We start from the raw sequence: 20,325 nt of genomic DNA, 5'->3' as shown, positions 1-20,325 counted from the left end.
CGTTCGCTAGCTAGCTGAAGTTGAGCAGCTGGTTCGCGGCCTGATCGTTCTGGTCGGCGGATTCGAGCAGCTTCGTTTGCATCTGGAACTGCCGCGCGTTGGTGATCATCGAGACCATCGCCGCGACCGGGTTCACGTTGCTGCCCTCGAGCGATTCCGGCGCGAGCACGACGGTCGGGTCCGCGTCCGCAGGATTGCCGTCGACGGTGTGAAACAGGCCGTCGTCGCCACGCTGCAACGTCGACGGATCGGGATTCACGAGCTTCAGTTGATCGACCACGGCGATCGCCGTCGGCGGGTTGCCCGGCACCAGCGCGGACACCGTGCCGTCCTTGCCGATCGTCACTTCCGCGCCGGGCGGCACCGACAGCGGACCGCTGTTGCCGACCACCGGCAGGTTCGACGCGTTGACGATCTGGCCGTTCTGGTCGACGTGCAGGTTGCCCGCGCGCGTGTACGCCTCGTTGCCATCCGCCGTCTGCACGGCCAGCCAGCCCGGGCCCTGTACCGCGACGTCGAGCGGGTTGCCGGTGCGCTGCAGCGGGCCCGGCGTGTAATCGGCGCCGGGCGTCGACGCGAGCACGAACGTGCGGGTCGTGTCGGTCTGGCTGCCGTCGCCGAAGTTCATCGGCACGGCGCGAAACGTCGCCAGCTGCGCGCGGAAACCCGTCGTCGAGGTGTTCGCGAGATTGTTCGCGACCACGGCCTGCTGTTCGAGCGCCTGTGAGGCGCCCGTCATCGCGGTGTAGATCAGGCGGTCCATGATGTGCTCGGTCGGTCCGGCGCTTACAGGTTGATCAGCGTGTTGTCGACGGTCTGCTGCGTCTTGATCGTCTGCGCGTTCGCCTGATAGTTGCGCTGCGCGGTGATCAGGTTCACGAGCTCGCTCGTCAGATCGACGTTCGAGTTCTCGACCGCACCACCCTGCAGCGAGCCGTGGTTCGTGCTGCCCGGCGTCGCGATCTGCGCGACGCCCGATGCCGCAGTCGCTTCGTACTGGTTGCCGCCGAGATTCACGAGGCCGTTCTCGTTGGCGAAGTTCGCGAGCACGATCTGACCGAGCGCCTGGGTCTGGCCGTTCGAATAATTGCCGGTGAGGGTCCCGTCGTTGCCGACCGTGAAGTTGGTCAGCGTGCCGGCCGCGTAGCCGTCGGGCTGCATCTTGTTCACGCCGTCGGCGCTGCCGAACTGCGTCGTGCCGCTGATCGCGAACTGCAGGGCCTGCGGTGTCGCCGAGCCGTCGCTGTTCGGGATCGAGAAGCTGAACGTCAGCGGCGGCGTGGTCGCGGCACCGGCCGCGTCGGTGGTGCTGGTGAGGTTGCCCGACGTGTCGAACGTCGCGGTGCCGACCTTCGCCGGCGTGCCGGTCGCGGTGCCCGCGTAGACGTCCCACGAGCCGGTCGCCGTCTTCACGAAGTACATGTTGACCTGCTGCGAGCCACCGAGCGAGTCGTACACCTGGGTCGACGTCGTGTAGCTGTAGGACTTGTTGTCGTTCGGGTCGAGCGGCGTAACGGTCGGCACCGTGTCCTGAGCGTTCAGGTTGAACTGGGCGGTGATCGTCTTCGTCGCGACCGGCGCGATGTTGCCGGTCGGGACCTGCAGCGGCACGGTTTGCGCCGTGTTGATGATGCCGCCCGCGTTCGCCGTATAGCCCATCAGCTGCAGACCGTCCGAGCTGACGATGAAACCGTTCTTGTCGAGCTGGAACACGCCGTTGCGCGAATACGTGAGCGAACCGTTGTTCGACATCTGATAGAAGCCGTTGCCGTTGATCGCGACGTCGAGCGCCTGGTTCGTCGTCGTGATCGTGCCTTGCGAGAACTGCTGCTGCACCTGTGCGAGTCGCGTGCCCAGGCCGATCTGCGTATTCACCGCGGTCGCGACCGAGTTCGCGTAGACGTCGGCGAACTGCGCCTGGCCCTGCTTGAAGCCGACCGTGTTCGCGTTCGCGATGTTGTTGCCGATCACGTCCAGATCGTTCGATGCCCCTGCCAGCCCACTCAAACCTTGTTGGTAACCCATGACGGTCTCCGTATCCGATGTAACTGAAAAGTGCTAGAAAGCGTTAGAGAATCGCGTTGACCTGCGTGAGGCCGATCGTCGTGCCATTCGACAGCAGCAGGCCTGGCGTGCCGTCCGACTGCTGGACGACGCTCGTCACCGTCGACGCGGACAGTGTCGTGCCCGTGCCGGCCTTGCCGGCGATCGTGCCGGTCGCCGAAACCGTGTAGCTGCCGTCGGGCAACGTGTTGCCGGACGCGTCGGTCGGCGTCCACGAGAACGGCGTCGAGCCGGCCTTCACGCTGCCGAGGTTGATCGTTTCGACGATCTGTCCCGCCGAATTCTTCACCGACACCTGCACGTTCGACGCGTCGCTTGCAAACTGCAGGCCGAACGGCGTGCCCTTGCCGCTCGCGACCGTCACGGCGTTGCCCGACGTGAGCACGGTCGAACCGATCAGCAGCGACGCCTGCGGCTGCTGGCTCGCCGACAGCTGCGTCGCGAGCGACGTCAGCGACGTGTTCAGCTGGCTGATGCCGGTCACCGTGTTGATCTGGGCGAGCTGCGACGTCATCTGCGAGCTGTCCATCGGGTTGGTCGGATCCTGGTTCTTCATCTGCGCGATAAGCAACTGCAGGAAGGTGTTCTGCAGATCGCTGCCCGACGTCGCGCTGCTCGTGCTGCTCGAGCTGGAACTGCTGCTCGCGCCGTTCATCGTGTCGAGCAGCGTCTGCGAAACGGTCGTGCCGTTGCTGCCGATAGTGGTCTGGGTGGTCACGGATTTCTCCTCAGGTGCCGATCGTGAGCGTCTTCAGCATCAGCTGTTTCGCGGTGTTGAGCGTCTCGACGTTGGCCTGATACGAGCGCGACGCCGAAATCATGTTGACCATCTCCTGCACCGGATCCACGTTCGGCAACGTCACGTAGCCGTCGGCATTCGCGGCCGGGTTGCCCGGGTCGTACGCGGTCTTCATCGGCGACGGATCGTCGATCACGCCGGTCACCTGCACGCCGCCGACCTGCTGGCCGGATGCCGTGCGCGCGCCGCCGAGCGGATCGACCGCGAACACGACCTGCTTCGCCTTGTACGGCTGGCCGTCGGGTCCGGTCGTGCTGTCCGCGTTCGCGAGGTTCGACGCCGTAACGTTGAGCCGCTGCGACTGGGCGGACAGCGCCGAGCCCGCGACGTTGAAGATGTTCATCAGGGATGGCATGGCTGTTCTCTCTGTGTGGTCTCTTGCTTGCGTTGCTCCGGGTGCGGTACGGTTTTGCACGGCCGGCGGCTTACGAGCCCGACGTGATCACCGTGAGCATTCCCTTGATCTGCTGCGACAGCACGGTGATCCCCGTCTCGAAGTGCAGCGAGTTGTCGGCGAACTGCACGCGCTCCGCGTCGAGATCGACCGTGTTGCCGTCGAGCGCGGGCTGCGTCGGATTGCGGTACAGCGGCGTGCCGTAGTCGTCGCTCGGACCGCCGGTCGGCACGAGGCGCGACGTACCGGCCATGTGGCCCGCGTGCGTCGACACCATCGACATGCCGCTGGTCACGCCGGCGGGTTGAGTCATCGCGAGCGGCGCGGTATTCGACGCACTCGCCATCGCCCCGTCGGTCTTCTTCATCGCGCCAGCGAGCGACGACGCGAAGTCGACGTCACGGGCCTTGTAGCCCGGCGTATCGGCGTTCGCGATGTTCGACGACAGCAGTTCCTGACGGTACGCACGCACATCGAGCGCCTGGCGTCCAAAGGCGAATTCGGCATCGAGTTTGTCCAGCATCGATATCTCCGGGAAACGGTCCGACCTGGCGGTCCGACCCAACGCACCGAGGCTTCCGCGAAGACGACGGGGTGCGTACTGCCGCACCTGACGCAAACCGCAGAGGCCTTTTGCCATGACGTGCATCTTATGAGCCGGACGCAAGCGGCAATCGGACGAATAACCGGGGAAGGCGCCCTCTATTCGACGTTTGCCCGGAGGGCCGGCTCTCTAGAATGCAAGTCGTACTGTTGTCTGCTGCTGGTTGTCTGCTGCTGGTTTCGACGTTGACGGAGAAAGAACCCATGTCCCAGTCCGCCCTTGCTGTCCGGCCCCGCGCGCGCGACGCCGCGCGGCTGCTGCGCATTGCGGTGCCTGGGGCCATCGCGGCGCTCGGGGCCGTCGCGGCGCTTGGGTTGCCGTTGCTTTTCGTCGCGCCCTCCGCCGCCTTCGCGCAGGACACCGGCGGTCCGATCGTGATTCCCGGACCCGGTGAAAAGAATCCGGCCGCACTCGCGGAGCTGGCGAATCGCGTGACGAGCGCCGCGAACGCGAAGACGACGATGCCTTCGAACGCGGCACTGTCCGCCGCTATCGGACCATCGACGCCGCGCGACGGCGACCGCTTCACTCAGGCCGCGAACGCGAGCGGCGCAATCGTGATCCCCGGCACCGGCGAGGCTGCGATGCCGGCGACGCCTGTGACACCCGCGATCCGCCGCGCGAGCTTCAATCCCGCCGCCGCCGAGCCCCCCATACTCAGCGAATCGGGCGGCATGATCCGCGTGAACGTGCCGGCTGCGCCGCGCGACGTGATACCGGTCGTGATCACGCCGGTCGCCACGCAACCCGGCATGAGGCCGGCGCCGATCGCAACGAATCCGCCGCGGGCCGCACTGCCTGTGCAGACCGCCTCGGTGTCCGGTTCGCAACCGGTAGCTGCCGACCCTTCTGCTGCCGGGACGCCCGCGATGCAGGACGGCGAATCGATTCGCCGCGCCGCGCTCGCGTGGCTGCAGCAGCAAGCCGCCGGGCTGCCGGGCAAGGTCGAGATCAGCGTCGCGCCGGTCTTTCCGCGCGGACTCGCCGCGTGCACGACGCTGTCGCCGTTCATGCCGACCGGCGCGCGGCTGTGGGGCCGCACGACCGTCGGTGTGCGCTGTGCGGGCGAACGTCCATGGACGCTCTATCTGCAGACGAAGGTGTCGATCCACGCGACTTACTATCTGGCTGCACGTGCGCTCGCACCCGGCGACGTGCTGAGCGTCGCCGACCTCGTCGCGCGCGACGGCGACCTCACCGTGCTGCCCATGGCCGTCGTCACCGATCCGTCACAGGCGGTCGGGTCGGTGGCACTGACGCGCGTCGCGGCGGGCCTGCCGCTGCGGCAGGACATGCTGCGCAGTGCGACGTCGGTGTCGATCGGACAGACGGTGCGGGTGGTCGCGCAGGGACAGGGTTTCGCGATCTCTGCGGAAGGCAGCGCGATGAACAACGCGGGGCCGGGCCAGCAGGTGCGGGTGAAGACCGCTGGCGGCCAGATCATCAGTGGTATCGTGAAGGACGGCTCCACCGTGGAGATCCAGCTGTGAACGGCCGCACCCGCCCGGACCGCGGCCTGCAGACGGCGCGCACCGGTTGCGCTAAAGTTTTGATCCGTGCATGCCGTTATCACGATCAAATCGTTCAGGAAGCCAATCGTGAAAGTCGATTCCACCACCAGCACCAGTCTGCAGACGTTGAAAGACGGTCTGCCGCGCACTCAACAGAACGACGCTGCGACCACGGGCACGCAGGGCACTGCTTCGGCGGCCCCGCAGACGCCGGCCGGCGACGCGAACGTGAACCTGTCGGGTTTGTCCGAGCATCTGCGCAGCCTTGCGGCGTCGGGATCGGCGGACATCGATACGGCGCACGTCGAGTCGGTCCGTCAGGCGATCCAGAACGGCACGCTGACCATCGATTCGAGCAAGATCGCGGATGGCGTGCTGCAGACCGCGCGCGATCTGTTGCAGAACAAAACGCCGACGAGCGGCAGTTAAGCGCCGCGTCGTCCGACGCACCGGCGGCTTTGCCGCCGGACGATATTCATCCATCCGGCCCGCGTGTTTCACGCGGGCCGGTTTGTTTTAGCGAGTCGCAACGATGAAAGACGCCCTGCTAGCCACCCTCATCGACGAGCATGCGAGCGTCGAAATTTTCGCCTCCGTGCTCGTGCTCGAGGAACAGGCGCTGACGGTCGCGCATCCGCTCGAGTTGCTGCCACCGATCGTCGAGAAGAAAACCGAGCTGATCGAGCAGCTCGCGGCACTCGAACAGGTACGCGACGCGCGCCTCGCCGAAAAGGGCTTTCCCGGCGGCAAACAGGGCATGACGCTCGCCGCTGCGGCCGACGCACGCATCGCCGCGCAATGGTCGTTGCTGCAGCAGGCCGCGCAGCGCGCGTGGAACCAGAACACGACCAACGGTGTGCTGATCCGCACGCGGATGGACTACAACCGTCGTGCGCTCGAAGTGCTCCAGGTCATGCCGCAAACGAACGGCTTCTATGGGCCGGATGGTCGGATTCCGGTCTACGGGGTATAGCGCGGATACGAAGTATTGAGCCTGTCGTGCAGCTGTAGTTAGCGGCCCGTCGATCACCGACGGGCCGTTTTCATTTGCGCATCTGATCGCGCGGCACCGGCCCATCGGCCGAGTGGCCCGGGCGCTGCACATCCCGTCAAATAGCGCGGTCGGCTGCGCATCTGCCTGTCCATCCCGAATTACGGTCGCGGCCTTTGCCTACCCACCTAGCCACTGGAAAAGGTGTGTACTCGTGTGTAAGATGGAGGGACGTGCCGCGTGAAAAGTATCGACGTCGTCAAGCTGCTCACAAGCGACGGCTGGATGATCGTGAGAATCTCGGGTAGCCACCATCATTTCAGGCACCCGGTGAGGCCAGGCCTCGTCACGGTCCCTCATCCGAAGAAGGATCTTCCTGTCGGCACGCTCAACAGTATCCTCAGACAGGCTGGCCTCAAATGAAGAATCTGACCTTTCCGATCGCGATCGAACCTAGCGACGCAAAGCACGCGTTCGGTGTCGTGGTACCCGACATTCCGGGTTGCGTGTCGGCCGGCGATACGCTCGATGAAGCGTACGCGAATGTGAAGGAAGCAATCGAGAACCATCTGGGCACGCTGGTCGACGAGGGTATGCCGCTGCCCGTTCGACGGCCGCTGGATGAACACTTCGGCAACCCGCACTACCGTGGATGGATCTGGGCCGTCGTCACGGTCGGGCATATCGCCGCGCTAAGAAAAGCCGTGCGTATCAATATTTCGTTGCCGGAGGTACTCGTCAACGACATCGACCGTTATGCGCAAGCGCACGGCATGTCGCGCTCGGCGTTCCTCGCGCTCGCGGCCGAACACGAAATGGAATAGTCCTGGCAAGCATCATCTACCTCAACCTGCCTCCGCATTCGCCCACGCCATCTCGCGCAGCCGCGTGCGCAGTCGCGCGACCGCCTGGCTGTGCAGCTGGCACACGCGCGATTCGCTGACCTCCATCACCGCGCCGATCTCGCGCAGGTTCATCCCGCGTTCGTAGTACAGCGACATCAGCAGCTTCTCGCGTTCCGGCAGCCGGTCGATCGCCTCGACCAGCGCCGAGCGCAGGCTGTCGTCGAGCAGCGCGGACAACGGGTCCGAATGATCGACGCAGTAACGGTCGAGGAACGGCTCGTCTTCCGCCGAGCGGTCGAAGTCTTCGTAGTAGATCAGCTGGCTGCCGTGCAGGTCCTGCAGCATCGACTGATATTCGTCGAGCGGCATGTTCAGATGATCGGCGACTTCGGTTTCGGTGGCCGGACGGCCGAGGCGCTGTTCGACGCGATGCACGGCCGTCTCGACTTCGCGCGACGTGCGGCGCAGGCTGCGCGGCAGCCAGTCGTTGCTGCGCAACTCGTCGAGCATCGCGCCGCGAATCCGCTGGCTCGCGTAGGTCTCGAACTGCGCGCCCTGGTCTTCCTTGTATCGGCTCGCCGCATCCAGCAGGCCGATCATGCCGGCCTGGATCAGATCGTCGAGGTCGACGCTCGCCGGCATCTTCGCGACGAGCTGGAGCCCGAGCCGCCTTACGAGCGGCGCGTACTTCGTCAGAACGTCAGCCTGGGAGATCTTTCCCTGAGCGTTGTACATCGTGCTCCCCTTGTCCGCGGCGCTGCGCTACGCGTGTTGCGCGGACGGTTGGTCGGCGTGTTGCGCCGCTGTTACGGCCGCGCTCGCCATCCTTGGCGCACGCGACGACATCGCTGGCCGCATCGGCCAGTACTGCAATTCCGCAGCGAGGTACCGGTAGCCGCGCGCGGCCGGCGTCGACGGAAACGCATCGACGACACAGCGCGACAACTCCAGCGCCCGCACGATCCGCGCATCCGCGACGATGCAACCCGCCGCCTCCAGCGCAACCGACAAGTACCGCCCCGCGACACCCGCGAGGTTTTCGAATGCGATCCGCGCGTCCGTGACGCTCTGCACGTGATTCACCAGCACGCGGAACTGCGCAATCGCGTGCTCGTAGTGCAGACGCTTCATGCAGGCATACGCATCGGTGATCGCCTGCGCGGCAACGCGCGTGACAATCAGCACGTCGTGCGCATGCATCGCGAGCGCCGACAGCGCGCCGTTGCGATCGAGCTGCGCATCGATCAGCACGACGTCCGCCGGACCGGCGAGCAGCGCGGCCAACTGCGCGGGCGTGCAACGCTCGCGGTTCGCGCGCGATGCCGCCAGCACCGCAAAGCCCAGCGGATGCCGCGCGACCGCGCGCTCGAAGGACATCTCGCCGCGCACGAGCGCCGTAAAATTCTCCGCACCGCCTGCGCCAGCGCTGCCACCCACACCGAGCGTCGCGCTGACCGAACCCGCGCCCGGTTGCTCGTCGATCACGAGCACGTCCTTGCCCTGCCCCGCAAGCGCCGCCGCAAGATTGACGACGGTCGTCGAGCACCCGGCACGCGGCGAGCCACCGGTCACCGCGATCACGCGCGCGCCGCTGCGTGACAGCAGCCGGCGCAGTCCTTCTGCCTGGTCGGGAACGACCTTATCCAAAATGGACCTCGTGCAGATCGGCGGTCGAACGCGCCGACAACGCCGACAGCAGCGGCGGAATGTCCTCTTCCTGCGGCACGAACGGCGAACTTTCGCGCGGAATGCAGAACGCGCTCTTGATCAGGAATTTCTTCGTCGCGACGTACAGGTTCTCCGGCACTTTCTGTCCGGTCGACACGTAGTGCACGGGCAAGCGATAGCGGATCACCGTATCGAGCGTGCTGCCCAGGTTGGTCGCTTCGTCGAGCTTGGTCAGGATGCAGCCGGCGAGCGGCTTCTGATCCGGCGCGCGCTGGTATGCCTGCACGACTTCGTTCAGCGTGTCGCCGTGGCAGGTCGCGTTCAGCAGCAGCAGACGCTGCACCGGCTGGCCGGCCCGGCACAGCATCGAGATCTGGTCGGACACAAGACGGTCGCGCTGGCTCATGCCGATCGTGTCGATCAGCACGATGTGCTTGTTGCGCAGTTCGGAGAGCGCGAGCTGCAGATCGGCGCCGTCCTTCACCGCATGCACCGACACGCCAAGAATCCGGCCGAAGATGCGCAGTTGTTCATGACCGCCGATCCGGTAGCTGTCGGTCGTCAGCAACGCGACCTTGCTCGCGCCGAAGCGCATCACGCAGCGCGCGGCGAGCTTCGCGGTGGTCGTCGTCTTGCCGACGCCGGTCGGGCCCATCAGCGCGAACACGCCGCCGCGCTCCATCAGCGCGTCTTCGTCCTCCATCACCGGCAGATTCGCGGCGAGCACCGAGCGCACCCACTCCATCCCGGCGTCGAGTCCATCGACCTCGGGCATGTTGTCGATCATCATCCGCACGAGCTGCGCGGAGAAACCGGCCGCGAACAGATGCCGCGTCAACGCGGCGTCCATCGGGCCGCGACGCTGGCGGTCGGCCCACAGCAGGCCGGCGAAATGCTCTTCCATCATCCCGCGCATCGACGCGAGTTCGCTCATCACGGTTTCGTTGACGACCTGCTCGACGCGCAGCTTGATCGAGTCGGCCATCGATGCGGTGGAAGCGGCGGGCAGCGGGGAAGCGGCCTGCATCGCAGGACGTGCCGTGTCAGCTGAAGCCGTAGTCGGCGCGACCCGCTGCGCCACGCGGCGCGCGGCCGATTGCGCGGCTTCGCGGGTCCATTCGGGCGCGTCGGCGGTATCCGCGGCGGGGCTCTGCAGTTCGCCCGGCACGCCGAGACCTTTCGCCATCGCGGTGGCCGGTGTCATCGTCGAATGGCGGGACGTGTGCACGGTCTGCTGCACGGCGACCTTGCGCGCGTGATCGATCAGCCACGGGTTCGATTCGGCCAGCGTGCGCGGCGCGGCGGCTGCGAGTTTCGCGTCTGGGCGCAGGGCGGGTTCCTTCGCGGGAGCGGCCAGCATGTCGTCGGCGCTGCTGTTCGACATGCGTTCGGTGCCCGCCTCGGGGCTCGCGCCGAACACCGACGAAAACACGTCGGGCATTCCGCTCGCGTACGGATTGGCAGGCGCGCCCACAGGCAGTGCGGCGCGCGACGCGGCCATCGGTGCATCGCCGAAAGAAGGTGCGGCGGGCGCGATCGACGCGAGTTCGCTGTCGGCGAGCGCGACGATTTCAACCGTGCCGTCGTCGACGGTGCGGTTCGACAGCACGACCGCGTCCGGACCCAGCGCTTCGCGCACGAGACGCAGCGCGTCGCGGGTGGTGGCACCGCTGAATTTTCGGATGTTCAAGCTGGACTCCCGGCGAGATGATCGGAGCGGCAACGTACCGTTACCCTATGAGTCCATTATTCCGAAACGCGTCGGGAGACGATCGATGGATAAGGGAGGAGAAACGCGGGCAATTCGACTGATCGGCGGCGGCGCGGCCGCCGGCCTCAGTGCTGCCCGCCGATCAGGTTGACGACCTTGATGTTGCGGGTGTCGGGCACTTCCGCGTAGGACAGCACCTTCAGTTGCGGCAGGCTGCGGCGCAGGAAGCGCGCGAGCATCGCGCGCAGCGAATGCTGCACGAGCAGCACCGGCGCGAGGCCGAGGTTCTGCTGGCGCGTCATCGCCTTCTGCGTTTCGGTGAGCAGCGTGTGCGCGAGGCCCGGTTCGAGGCCCGGATTCGCGCCGGTCGCGAGCGCCTGCGACAGTACGCGCTCGAGGTTCGAATCGAGGCCCATCACCTGCATGTCGCCGATGCCGGGGAACCACTGCTGCGTGATCGCGCGGCCCAGCGCGAGCCGGACTACCGCAGTGAGATCGTGCGCATCGGGCATCTTCGGCGCGTGTTCGGCGAGCGCTTCGAGGATCGTGCGCATGTCGCGGATCGGCACGCCTTCTTCGAGCAGGCTTTGCAGCACCTTCTGCAGCGTCGTCAGCGAGATCGTCTTCGGGACGAGATCCTCGACCAGCGACGGCGTGTCCTTCGACATCCGTTCGAGCAGCGACTGCACTTCGTGGCGGCCGAGCAGTTCGGACGCGTGCGTGACGACCAGATGATTCAGGTGCGTCGCGACGACGGTGCTCGAATCGACCACCGTGTAGCCGTACACCTGCGCCTGTTCACGCAGGTTCGTGTCGATCCAGATCGCCGGCAGGCCGAACGCCGGATCCTGCGTCGGCGTACCGGGCAGCGACGCGGTGACCTGCCCCGGGTTGATCGCGAGCCATTGGCCCGGATACGCCTCGCCGACACCGACCTCGACGCCTTTCAGCGCGATCCGGTAACCATTCGGGCGCAGTTCGAGGTTGTCGCGGATGTGGATCACCGGCGGCAGGAAACCGATTTCCTGCGCGAACTTCTTGCGGATGCTCTTGATCCGCTTGAGCAGTTCGCCGTCCGAGTTCTTGTCGACGAGTGGGATCAGCCGGTAGCCGACTTCGAGGCCGAGCGTGTCGATCAGCGTCACGTCTTCCCAGCTGGCCTCGGCGTTCTCGATCGGCGACATCGCGGCCGGCGCGACGTCGACCAGCGTGGAGGCGGTCTTGCGGTCGATCGCGCGCTGTCTCACCACGCGGCCGAGCTGGATCGCGCCGCCGCCGAGCAGCAGGAACGCGAAGTGCGGCATGCCGGGAATCAGTCCCATCAGCACGAGAATGCAGCCGGTGATGGTCAGCACGCGCGGGTTCGTGAACAGCTGGCCGGTCAGCTGCGTGCCGATGTCTTCGTTGGTCGCGACACGCGACACGATCACGCCGGCCGCCGTCGAGATCACGAGCGACGGAATCTGCGCGACGAGGCCGTCGCCGATCGTCAGCAGCGTGTAGGTCTTGCCCGCCGATGCGAAGTCCATCCCGTGCTGCGCCATCCCGACGATCAACCCGCCGAGGATGTTGATCACCATGATGATCAGCCCGGCGATCGCGTCGCCGCGCACGAACTTGCTTGCGCCGTCCATCGAGCCGTAAAACTCGGCTTCCTGCGAGACCTCGAGGCGCCGCTTGCGGGCCTGGTCCTCGTTGACGAGGCCGGCGTTCAGGTCGGCGTCGATCGCCATCTGCTTGCCGGGCATCGCGTCGAGCGTGAAGCGCGCGGACACTTCGGCGATCCGGCCCGCACCCTTCGTGATCACCATGAAGTTGATCACCATCAGGATGATGAACACGACGATACCGACCGCGAAATTGCCGCCGACGAGGAAGTGCCCGAACGCCTCGATCACCTGGCCCGCCGCGTCCGGACCCGTATGCCCTTCGAGCAGCACGACGCGGGTCGACGCGACGTTCAGCGACAGCCGCAGCAACGTCGAGAACAGCAGCACGCTCGGGAACGCGGCGAAGTCGAGCGGCTTCATCGTGTACATGCTGACGAGCAGCACCATCACGGACAGCGCGATGTTGAACGTGAACAGCAGATCGAGCAGGAACGGCGGCAACGGCAGGATCATCATGCCGAGGATCATGCAGATCAGTACCGGTCCCGCGAGCGCCCGCAGGTTGTTGCCCGCCAGTGCGTCGGGCCGCCGCGACAGGAAACCGCCGGCGCGCGTACTCATGCGGCACCTCGCGGTTTGTCCTGCTTGCCTTCCTTGTCTTCGTCGAGCACGTCGGACGCTTCTTCAGCAGCTTCTTGGTCGGAGACGGCGCCCTTGTCGAGTTCGGGCGGCACGTCGAACACGGTCGGCGCCGTGGGTTCGATCCCGCCTTCCTTGCTGAAGCGGCGCAGCTGATAGACCCACGCGAGCACTTCGGCGACCGCGCCGTATAACGGGCCCGGAATCTCGCGGTTCAGCTGCACGTTGTGATACAGCGCACGCGCGAGCGGCGGCGCTTCGAGCAGCGGCACGTTGTTTTCAGCGGCGATTTCGCGGATCCGCGCCGCGACCAGGTTCACGCCCTTCGCGACGACCTTCGGCGCGCGCATCTCGCCGTCGGTGTACTGCAGCGCGACCGCGAAGTGCGTCGGGTTGGTCACGACGACGTCGGCCTTCGGCACCTGGGTCATCATCCGGCGGCGCGCCATCGCGCGTTGCTGCGCACGGATGCGCCCCTTCACCTGCGGGTCGCCTTCGTTCTCGCGATGCTCGCGCTTCACTTCGTCCTTGGTCATGCGCAATTTCTTGTTGTACTGCCAGATCTGGTACGGCACATCGAGCGCGGCGACGACGAACATGCCCGCGACCGTCATCGCGCAGCACACGGCGATCAGATGGCCAGCACTGGCAAGCGCGGTGTCGAGCGGCTGCATCGACAGTGCGAGGACCTCGTCGCGGCGATGCCAGATCGCGACGCCGCCGACGATGCCGACCACCAGTGTCTTCGCGAGCGACATGCCGAGCTGGATCGGTCCATTGATCGAGAAGATGCGGCCGAGGCCAGTCAACGGATTGAGCCGGCCGAAATTGGCTCCGATCGATTTCGTCGACAGCAGCCAGCCGCCGAGTGCCATCGGCGCGAGCAGCGCCGCGGCGCCGAGTAGTCCCAGCACCGGCAGCATCGCGTATAGCCCTTCGCGGCCCGCGGTCGCGGCGCCGGTCAGCATCTGACGGGAATCGAATGCGGCGGCATGGTCGAACATGAATGCGCTGCGCAGCATCCCGCCCAGATGCGAGCTAATCGGACCCGCGAGCGCCCACGTGCCGAAAAAACCCGCTGACAGCAGCGCAAACGACGCGAGCTCCCGCGAACGCGCGACCTGCCCTTCCTCGCGTGCCTTCTGGACACGCCGGGGAGTGGCTGCTTCGGTTTTCTCGAGGTCGCTGTCCTCTGCCACCAGGCTCTCCACACAAAGACGGCACGATGCCGTTTTCCAGTGACAGCGATTATTCCTGCAGACGTCGAGCCCCCATCGACGGATAAGGATGGGGAAACGGGGGTATTTCGGAGGATGGGAGTGGGAGGCAGGGCGGCTCTTGGCCAGGCCGCTGCCCGGGCACGACGACAACGCAAGCGGGCGACCGGTCACCCGGCCGCTCGCCCCCGATCAGAACGCGACGTACGGCGCGGCGCCGCCGCTCGCGCGGCGATCCATCCCGTAGTAGATCGAGCGGCCGTAGAAGAACGGCAGACCGATGTCGAGCGTCCCTGTGCCAAGCTGTCCAGCCAGGTCGTTGAACGCGAAGTTGTTGCCGTTGGCGAACAGCGTCGACGCGCTGGTGATGTTCAGTGTGACGGTGCCGGACACGCCGTTGGCGCCGACGAGCGACGCGTTGCGCGTCGTCGGCGACGACGGGCAGTAGAAGCCCTGGAAGTTGCTGCCGCACAGCGTCATCGTCGAGTCGGAGAAGAACAGCGCGTTCGACCCCGAATCGAGGAACGCATTCACCGTCACACCATTCAACGTGCTGCCGGGAAGGTCACCCGAAGCATCCGTCGTGAACTGGTTGCTCGCGGCAAGCGCGTTGTTCGACTGCGTGCCGATGCCGAACGTCACCGTGCCCGAGCCCGTCGCCGCACCGGAACTGGAGATGCTTTGCATCGCGACGATCACGCCGTTGTTGTCGACCGGAAACTGCTGGACCGGATTCGCGACCTGCTGCGTGACCGGCAGCGCGGTGCGCGCGCAACTCGTGCCGTTCGGGCAGGTGTAGTAGTTGCTGCTGAGGGCCGAGGTTGCGCAGGTCGAGCCGCAGTCGTTCGGCCTGACGCCGATGCCGAGAATGCCGTTTGCGCCGAGATCGCTGGCGGTATTCTCCGACGCGCCGGACACGCACGCCGACGGCACCGTCGACGACGCGAGGTCGCCGATGATCTGGATCGGGATGCTCGACGCGGTCTCGCCGGCAATCGTCACGTTCGCGGTGCGGACCGTGCCCCACGTGTAGCCATCGGCGAAGTTCGCGCACTCGCCGACCTGCGCGCTGCCGATCGTCGTGACCGGCAGTGCGCCGGACAACGAGCTGTTCAGCACCGAACCGACGACGCGCAGTCCGTACGAACCGGTATCGAGCTGGACGTGGTCGATGGTCTGGCAGTTGGTGTTCGAGCCCGGCGCGCACACCGTGACGCTGACCGTCGGAATGTTGATCACGCGCGACACGCCGGTATCGACCGACACCGCGGCCTGGTTGCCCCCGCTCGGCACGAACGGCGTACCGCCGTTGTTGCTGCCGCTATCGCCGCCCCCACCGCCGCAGCCGGCGACGCATACCGCGACGAGCCCGAAGCCGGCCGCCTGGAACCAGCGGGAGAATGAAACATGGAACGAACCAAACAACGGAACGCGAAGGTGTGTCGACTGAAATCGTTGCACTGTCTGCCTCCCGTCGGTTACTGGATGTCGGAGCCGCTGACGCCGGCAGGCAGCGCCTGCGGCAGCCAGGCCTGGCCGGAGAACGCGCCCATGTGGCCGCCGGAGTGCACGATCAGCGTGCTGCTTTCGACTGCCGCGGGTCCATGGCCGCCGCGCGTCGCGCGCACCGCGTTCAGGCCGTCGACGTATTGCGGAAAGTAGCTGCCAAGCAGACTGCCCAGGTCAGGCATCTGCGGGCCGGTCCATGCAATAGCGAACACCGTGCCGGCCAGCGACAGGTATTCGCGCACCACCGTGCCGCTGGCAAGCGTGGTCTCGCGAACGGTGTACGACGTGGCCGCAGCGGACGATGCCGACCGCATGACGGCCTGGCTCTGGCTCGTGGAACTGGAAGAAGTAGTGGAAGCCGCGGACGGCTGCACGACCTGGGTCGTCGCGCCCTGCGGTGTGGTCATCGGGTTACCGCCCAGCGCCGCGAAGGCGGCAGGGACAGCGGACAGCGCAACGCAGAATCCGAACGCCGTCATGAAGACGGATCGGCAGACACGACTCGGCATGGCCAGGCTCCTCCTGATCGTCCGTCGCGCGCGCAGGCCTTCCGCGCTAACGCGACATGAAAGCCGCACCGGTGCTCTCAGTCCCGGTGCGAGATATCGTAGTATGCCTGTGCCTGCCAGTATCGCCCAACTCTGCAACGCGCCGGTGACACTGTGGGTTGGAAAATCAGAAGCCCAGACTCGCGAGCAGATCGTCCACTTGTGCCTGGTCCTGCATCACGTCGGGCTTGCCTTCAGGGTTGATCTGCGGCCCGTTCAGCAGCGTCTCGGTGGGGCCCGAACCCGTCGCCGCTGCCGGGTGGTCCGCCGCGACGAGCGCGGCAGCGGTCGCCGCGAACTGCTCGCGCCGCTCGGGCGCGATGTTCTCGACCAGCACGCCGAGCAGTTGCTGCTCGATCAGATAGACCACGTCCATGATCTTCTTGATCACCTGCCCGGTAAGATCCTGAAAGTCTTGTGCGAGCATGATCTCGAGCAACTGCGCATTGGTCGCCGAGGTCGACTCGGGTAGCGCGCGCAGAAAGCCTCGCGTGTCGCTCATCAACGCGCGCACTTCGGTGCGCTCGATCGGCGCTGTGTACCACTCGGCCCAGCGCCCATCGAGTTCACCGGCCTCCTTCTGCAGACGCTCCTGAATCGGCTTCGCCACCTCGATCGCGGTCAGCACGCGCTCGGCGGCCTGTTCGGTCATCGTGGCGACATACTTGAGGCGGTCCCGTGCATCGGGCACGGCTTCCGCCGCGCGCTCGACATGCTTGTCGAGCCCGAGCTCGCGCATCGAGTCGCGCAACGTGCGCGTGAGTTGCCCGATGCGGGCCAGAATGCGGTCGCTCGCGAAGTCGCCGCCATTTTCTTCTTTCAGGTCGACGCCTGGCGCGTTGATCGGCTGGTCCACATCAGCTCCCGGCTTTGGCCATCTTCTCGAGAATCTTGTTGAGCTTCTCATCGAGCGTCGCGGCGGTGAACGGCTTCACCACGTAGCCGCTTGCGCCGGCCTGCGCGGCCGCGATGATGTTTTCCTTCTTCGATTCGGCGGTCACCATCAGCACCGGCAGATGCGCGAGCGCCGCGTCGCCGCGGATCGCCTTCAGCATCTCGAGGCCGTCGAGGTTCGGCATGTTCCAGTCCGAGATCACGAAGTCGAACGTACCGCTCCGAAGCCGCGAGAGCCCCGCCTGGCCATCTTCAGCCTCGTCGACGTTCGAGTAGCCCAGCTCCTTGAGCAGGTTACGGACGATCCGGCGCATTGTCGGAAAGTCGTCCACGACCAGAATCTTCATTCCCTTATCCATAGCCATTTCCTTTCGCAAATCCAGTTCCTGCGGCGCGGCGCCGTCCGCTAGACGGCCCGCATCATACCCGTTGCACCCGCTCGCCCAGCGCGGCGAGGCTCGCCATTACGCGGCGACTCATCTCCGCGAGCGGCGCGATCTCGTCGGCGGCACCCAGCGCGATCGCCTCGCGCGGCATGCCGAAGACGATGCAGCTTGCCTCGTCCTGCGCGAGCGTATGCGCGCCCGCGTTTTTCATGTCGAGCAGGCCGGCCGCGCCGTCGCGGCCCATGCCGGTCAGGATCACGCCGACCGCATTCTTGCCCGCGTGCTGCGCGGCCGAGCGGAACAGTACGTCGACCGACGGCCGGTGCCGGTTCACCGGCGGTTCGTCCGACAGATGCGCGATGTAGTTCGCGCCGCTGCGCGCGAGCAGCAGATGCGCGTGACCCGGCGCGATGTACGCATGGCCTGGCAGCACGCGCTCGCCGTGCTCTGCCTCTTTAACGGTAATCCGGCACAAACCATTGAGCCGTTGCGCAAAAGATTTCGTGAAGCCGGGCGGCATATGCTGCGCGATCAGCACCGCGGGTGCATCGGGCGGCAGTGGCACGAGCACTTCGCGGATCGCTTCCGTGCCGCCCGTCGACGCGCCGACGATGATCAGCTTCTCGGTACTGACGAGAGGATTGTTGAGCATTGGCGCGAGCGTGGCCTGCGCATGCGCGGCCGTCGTCGATGCGGCGGGCGCGGTCTGGCGCACGCGGGCGCGGGCCGCTGCGCGCACTTTGTCGGCGAGCTTTTCGGCGTAGTCGAGCATGCCGTCGCGGATGCCGACGCGCGGCTTCGTGACGAAATCCACCGCGCCGAGTTCGAGCGCGCGCAGCGTGATCTCCGAACCGCGTTCGGTCAGCGACGACACCATCACAACCGGCATCGGCCGCAGACGCATCAGCTTCTCGAGAAAATCGAGGCCGTCCATGCGCGGCATTTCGACGTCGAGCGTCAGCACGTCCGGGTTGTGCTGCTTGATGAGTTCACGCGCGACGAGCGGATCGGGCGCGGTCGCGACCACCGTCATGTCGGGCTGGCTGTTGATGATCTCCGTCATCAGACTGCGAATCAGCGCCGAGTCGTCGACGCACAATACCTTGATCTTTTCCACAGCTGTCACGCCTCCTCGGCAGTTCTGGCGTTGTTCGATTGATCGGGCTTCGGTGCCGTGCCGAACAGCTCGATGCGCGGCTTCGCGCCGGCTGCGGGACGGCCGAACAGTTCGACACGCGGCCTGGCCAGCGGCGCGGTAGAAGAACCGGCCGACGCGAACAGTTCCACGCGTTCGCGTGCCCGCGCAAGACGTTCCGCGCGTGCCTCCGCGGTCTGCTGCGCGAGTGCCTGTTCGCGCGCGGCGACGCCCGCCTCCTGTTGCAGCCGCAGCTTTTTCACCATCACCTGGCCGGTGCGCGGCATGTACGCGACCTTGCGCGGATGCGTGCCCTGCAAGTCTTCGGCGAGGATCGGAATCTTTTCCAGCGCGAGATAGCGGCGCACGAAGACCGAGTTGCGGTCGCCGATGTTCATCGTCGTCATGCCCGCGAGCACCGCCGCGCCGCCGAACACCTTCGCCTCGAAGCGTTCGCGCCGGCCGCCGGCCTTGATCATCTCGTTGATCAGCACTTCCATCGCGTACGCGCCGTAGCGCATCGCATCCGATGCGGCCTGGCCGGCGTCGACGCCGTCGTCGGGCAGCATGAAGTGATTCATCCCGCCGATGCCCGCCGTGCGGTCCTGGATGCACGCCGCGACGCACGAGCCGAGCACCGTGACGAGCACCATGTCCTCGTTCGTCATGTAGAACTCGTTCGGCAGCAGCTTCACGCCGGCGCGTTTGAAGTGGTTGTCGAAATAGTGATTCGACGCAATCGGCAATGAGCTGCTCATGCGCTCACCCCGCTATGCGGTGCGCCGGCCGCGTGAGTGCGACCGTGTGCGGACGGACGCGCCGTGCCGTCGCGTGTCAGTTCGTAGACGGTCTGGCCGCGCAGCCGGAACGCCTGGCTCACGTAGGTGAAGTTCTCCGAATGGCCGGCGAACAGCAGGCCGCCCGGCTTCATCAGCGGGTCGAAGCGCGCGAGCACCTGCGCCTGGGTCGGCTTGTCGAAATAGATCATCACGTTGCGGCAGAAGATCGCATCGAACGGTGTGCGCAACCCGTAGTCGTGGTCGGTCAGGTTCAGGCGCTCGAAGCGGACCATCGCGCGTACTTCCGGACGCACCTTGACCATCCCCGCCTGCGGACCAGTGCCCTTCAGGAAGAAGCGCTTCAGGCGCTCCTGCGACAGATGCTTGACCTGCTCGAACTGGTACACGGCCGCATCGGCTTTCGCGAGCACCTGGGTGTCGACGTCGGTGGCGAAGACGGTCGCCTGGCGCGCCCCCTGTTCGCCGAGCGCTTCGATCAGCGTCATCGCGATCGAGTACGGCTCCTCGCCGGTCGATGCCGCCGAGCACCACACCGACACCGGTGCCGGACGCCGCGCCGCCAGTTCGGCGAGGATCGGAAAGTGGTGTGCTTCGCGGAAGAACGCGGTGAGGTTCGTCGTCAGCGCGTTGGTGAACGCCTCCCATTCGGCGGGATCGGCTTCGGACTCGAGCAGGTCGAGGTACTGCCGGAAGCTGTCGATTCCGCGTGCGCGCAGACGTCGCGCGAGACGGCTGTACGCCATGTCGCGCTTGTGATCGGACAGCGAGATGCCCGCGCGCTGATGGATCAGTCCGCGGATACGTTCGAAATCGGCGGACGTGAATTCGAAATCGCGCCCCGGATCGGCGGTGCGCGAGGGTTCGCTCGCGTCGGCGCGTGGCCGCGCTGCGGTCGGCGTCATGATGCGTCCTGCCGCAGCATGTGTGTGCAACGCGTGCGGACGCCCTCGCGCGCGCCGCTTGCGCGCGCTGCGATGAACCGCCCGTCGACGGGCGAGAT

Annotated in this window: 22 protein-coding genes; 5 read left to right on the top strand and 17 right to left on the bottom strand. The window is 66.2% G+C overall.

Annotation, left to right across the window (positions count from 1 at the left end):
* Positions 1-10: 10 nt before the first annotated feature.
* The 5 genes from flgF to flgB all read right to left on the bottom strand — a co-directional run bounded on the left by flgF (position 11) and on the right by flgB (position 3,780).
* Positions 11-763 carry a flagellar basal-body rod protein FlgF gene (flgF, locus tag ACREXZ_RS01875; protein ID WP_431762306.1) on the bottom strand — a complete coding sequence of 251 codons (753 nt, stop codon included), beginning with the start codon at positions 761-763 and terminating at the stop codon, positions 11-13.
* Between the two features lie 23 nt (positions 764-786).
* The gene (gene flgE / locus ACREXZ_RS01870) at positions 787-2,025 is read right to left on the bottom strand and encodes a flagellar hook protein FlgE (RefSeq protein ID WP_431762305.1); all 1,239 of its coding nucleotides are present in this window, start codon (positions 2,023-2,025) and stop codon (positions 787-789) included.
* Between the two features lie 43 nt (positions 2,026-2,068).
* Positions 2,069-2,782 carry a flagellar hook assembly protein FlgD gene (locus tag ACREXZ_RS01865; protein ID WP_431762304.1) on the bottom strand — a complete coding sequence of 238 codons (714 nt, stop codon included), beginning with the start codon at positions 2,780-2,782 and terminating at the stop codon, positions 2,069-2,071.
* 10 nt (positions 2,783-2,792) lie between these two features.
* Positions 2,793-3,218 carry a flagellar basal body rod protein FlgC gene (gene flgC / locus ACREXZ_RS01860; RefSeq protein ID WP_431762303.1) on the bottom strand — a complete coding sequence of 142 codons (426 nt, stop codon included), beginning with the start codon at positions 3,216-3,218 and terminating at the stop codon, positions 2,793-2,795.
* Between the two features lie 70 nt (positions 3,219-3,288).
* Positions 3,289-3,780 (bottom strand): flagellar basal body rod protein FlgB, encoded by a 492-nt coding sequence (flgB, locus tag ACREXZ_RS01855; protein WP_431762302.1) that lies wholly within the window; start codon positions 3,778-3,780, stop codon positions 3,289-3,291.
* A gap of 284 nt (positions 3,781-4,064) precedes the next feature.
* Between flgB and flgA the strand changes: the two genes are divergently transcribed.
* From flgA to ACREXZ_RS01830, 5 genes are all read left to right on the top strand, one after another.
* Entirely contained in the window at positions 4,065-5,351 is a 1,287-nt protein-coding gene (gene flgA, locus ACREXZ_RS01850; RefSeq protein ID WP_431762301.1) for a flagellar basal body P-ring formation chaperone FlgA, read from the top strand.
* Between the two features lie 108 nt (positions 5,352-5,459).
* Complete coding sequence (flgM, locus tag ACREXZ_RS01845; RefSeq protein WP_431762300.1) at positions 5,460-5,801, top strand: flagellar biosynthesis anti-sigma factor FlgM; 342 nt, start codon at positions 5,460-5,462, stop codon at positions 5,799-5,801.
* A gap of 103 nt (positions 5,802-5,904) precedes the next feature.
* Positions 5,905-6,345 (top strand): flagella synthesis protein FlgN, encoded by a 441-nt coding sequence (locus ACREXZ_RS01840; protein ID WP_431762299.1) that lies wholly within the window; start codon positions 5,905-5,907, stop codon positions 6,343-6,345.
* 258 nt (positions 6,346-6,603) lie between these two features.
* Entirely contained in the window at positions 6,604-6,786 is a 183-nt protein-coding gene (locus tag ACREXZ_RS01835; RefSeq protein ID WP_431762298.1) for a type II toxin-antitoxin system HicA family toxin, read from the top strand.
* Positions 6,783-7,187, top strand: a complete 405-nt coding sequence (locus ACREXZ_RS01830; RefSeq protein ID WP_431762297.1) for a type II toxin-antitoxin system HicB family antitoxin — start codon at positions 6,783-6,785, stop codon at positions 7,185-7,187. Before ACREXZ_RS01835 ends, ACREXZ_RS01830 begins: the two co-directional genes overlap by 4 nt.
* A gap of 21 nt (positions 7,188-7,208) precedes the next feature.
* Here ACREXZ_RS01830 and ACREXZ_RS01825 read toward each other — a convergent pair whose 3' ends face one another.
* The 12 genes from ACREXZ_RS01825 to ACREXZ_RS01770 form a co-directional block, all read right to left on the bottom strand.
* Positions 7,209-7,943 (bottom strand): RNA polymerase sigma factor FliA, encoded by a 735-nt coding sequence (locus ACREXZ_RS01825; protein ID WP_431762296.1) that lies wholly within the window; start codon positions 7,941-7,943, stop codon positions 7,209-7,211.
* Between the two features lie 27 nt (positions 7,944-7,970).
* On the bottom strand, positions 7,971-8,855 hold the full coding sequence (locus tag ACREXZ_RS01820; protein WP_431762295.1) for a MinD/ParA family protein: 885 nt from the start codon (positions 8,853-8,855) through the stop codon (positions 7,971-7,973).
* The gene (gene flhF / locus ACREXZ_RS01815; protein WP_431762294.1) at positions 8,848-10,566 is read right to left on the bottom strand and encodes a flagellar biosynthesis protein FlhF; all 1,719 of its coding nucleotides are present in this window, start codon (positions 10,564-10,566) and stop codon (positions 8,848-8,850) included. The genes ACREXZ_RS01820 and flhF overlap by 8 nt, the downstream gene beginning before the upstream one ends.
* A gap of 146 nt (positions 10,567-10,712) precedes the next feature.
* Positions 10,713-12,818, bottom strand: a complete 2,106-nt coding sequence (gene flhA, locus ACREXZ_RS01810; RefSeq protein ID WP_431762293.1) for a flagellar biosynthesis protein FlhA — start codon at positions 12,816-12,818, stop codon at positions 10,713-10,715.
* Positions 12,815-14,035: a flagellar biosynthesis protein FlhB gene (gene flhB / locus ACREXZ_RS01805; RefSeq protein WP_431762292.1), complete on the bottom strand. Its 1,221-nt coding sequence runs from the start codon at positions 14,033-14,035 to the stop codon at positions 12,815-12,817. The genes flhA and flhB overlap by 4 nt, the downstream gene beginning before the upstream one ends.
* A 210-nt stretch (positions 14,036-14,245) precedes the next feature.
* On the bottom strand, positions 14,246-15,478 hold the full coding sequence (locus ACREXZ_RS01800; protein ID WP_431762291.1) for a DUF3443 domain-containing protein: 1,233 nt from the start codon (positions 15,476-15,478) through the stop codon (positions 14,246-14,248).
* Between the two features lie 53 nt (positions 15,479-15,531).
* Positions 15,532-16,071 carry a DUF2844 domain-containing protein gene (locus ACREXZ_RS01795; protein ID WP_431762290.1) on the bottom strand — a complete coding sequence of 180 codons (540 nt, stop codon included), beginning with the start codon at positions 16,069-16,071 and terminating at the stop codon, positions 15,532-15,534.
* Positions 16,072-16,237: 166 nt separating this feature from the next.
* Complete coding sequence (gene cheZ, locus ACREXZ_RS01790; protein ID WP_431762289.1) at positions 16,238-16,966, bottom strand: protein phosphatase CheZ; 729 nt, start codon at positions 16,964-16,966, stop codon at positions 16,238-16,240.
* Position 16,967: 1 nt separating this feature from the next.
* Positions 16,968-17,363: a chemotaxis response regulator CheY gene (cheY, locus tag ACREXZ_RS01785; protein WP_431762288.1), complete on the bottom strand. Its 396-nt coding sequence runs from the start codon at positions 17,361-17,363 to the stop codon at positions 16,968-16,970.
* A 61-nt stretch (positions 17,364-17,424) separates the two neighbouring features.
* Positions 17,425-18,507, bottom strand: a complete 1,083-nt coding sequence (locus tag ACREXZ_RS01780) for a protein-glutamate methylesterase/protein-glutamine glutaminase (RefSeq protein WP_431762472.1) — start codon at positions 18,505-18,507, stop codon at positions 17,425-17,427.
* Between the two features lie 5 nt (positions 18,508-18,512).
* Complete coding sequence (gene cheD / locus ACREXZ_RS01775; RefSeq protein ID WP_431762287.1) at positions 18,513-19,283, bottom strand: chemoreceptor glutamine deamidase CheD; 771 nt, start codon at positions 19,281-19,283, stop codon at positions 18,513-18,515.
* A complete protein-coding gene (locus ACREXZ_RS01770; protein WP_431762286.1) occupies positions 19,280-20,227 on the bottom strand; it encodes a CheR family methyltransferase in 948 nt (315 codons plus the stop codon). Before ACREXZ_RS01770 ends, cheD begins: the two co-directional genes overlap by 4 nt.
* Positions 20,228-20,325: the final 98 nt, after the last annotated feature.

Origin of the sequence: Paraburkholderia sp., from assembly GCF_050742655.1 — a bacterium.
In the GTDB taxonomy this organism is placed as follows: Bacteria; Pseudomonadota; Gammaproteobacteria; order Burkholderiales; family Burkholderiaceae; genus Paraburkholderia.
The sequence above is the reverse complement of the archived record's forward strand: the minus strand, read 5'-3'. Positions and strand labels throughout refer to the sequence as shown.

Excerpts from the sequence above, each read along its gene's own strand:
- cheY (WP_431762288.1), bottom strand. The coding sequence starts at position 17,363 with ATGGATAAGGGAATGAAGATTCTGGTCGTGGACGACTTTCCGACAATG.
- flgB (WP_431762302.1), bottom strand. The coding sequence starts at position 3,780 with ATGCTGGACAAACTCGATGCCGAATTCGCCTTTGGACGCCAGGCGCTC.
- ACREXZ_RS01770 (WP_431762286.1), bottom strand. The coding sequence starts at position 20,227 with ATGACGCCGACCGCAGCGCGGCCACGCGCCGACGCGAGCGAACCCTCG.
- flgE (WP_431762305.1), bottom strand. The coding sequence starts at position 2,025 with ATGGGTTACCAACAAGGTTTGAGTGGGCTGGCAGGGGCATCGAACGAT.
- ACREXZ_RS01830 (WP_431762297.1), top strand. The coding sequence starts at position 6,783 with ATGAAGAATCTGACCTTTCCGATCGCGATCGAACCTAGCGACGCAAAG.
- flgA (WP_431762301.1), top strand. The coding sequence starts at position 4,065 with ATGTCCCAGTCCGCCCTTGCTGTCCGGCCCCGCGCGCGCGACGCCGCG.
- cheD (WP_431762287.1), bottom strand. The coding sequence starts at position 19,283 with ATGAGCAGCTCATTGCCGATTGCGTCGAATCACTATTTCGACAACCAC.
- flgC (WP_431762303.1), bottom strand. The coding sequence starts at position 3,218 with ATGCCATCCCTGATGAACATCTTCAACGTCGCGGGCTCGGCGCTGTCC.
- ACREXZ_RS01840 (WP_431762299.1), top strand. The coding sequence starts at position 5,905 with ATGAAAGACGCCCTGCTAGCCACCCTCATCGACGAGCATGCGAGCGTC.
- flhA (WP_431762293.1), bottom strand. The coding sequence starts at position 12,818 with ATGAGTACGCGCGCCGGCGGTTTCCTGTCGCGGCGGCCCGACGCACTG.
- ACREXZ_RS01795 (WP_431762290.1), bottom strand. The coding sequence starts at position 16,071 with ATGCCGAGTCGTGTCTGCCGATCCGTCTTCATGACGGCGTTCGGATTC.
- flgF (WP_431762306.1), bottom strand. The coding sequence starts at position 763 with ATGGACCGCCTGATCTACACCGCGATGACGGGCGCCTCACAGGCGCTC.
- ACREXZ_RS01825 (WP_431762296.1), bottom strand. The coding sequence starts at position 7,943 with ATGTACAACGCTCAGGGAAAGATCTCCCAGGCTGACGTTCTGACGAAG.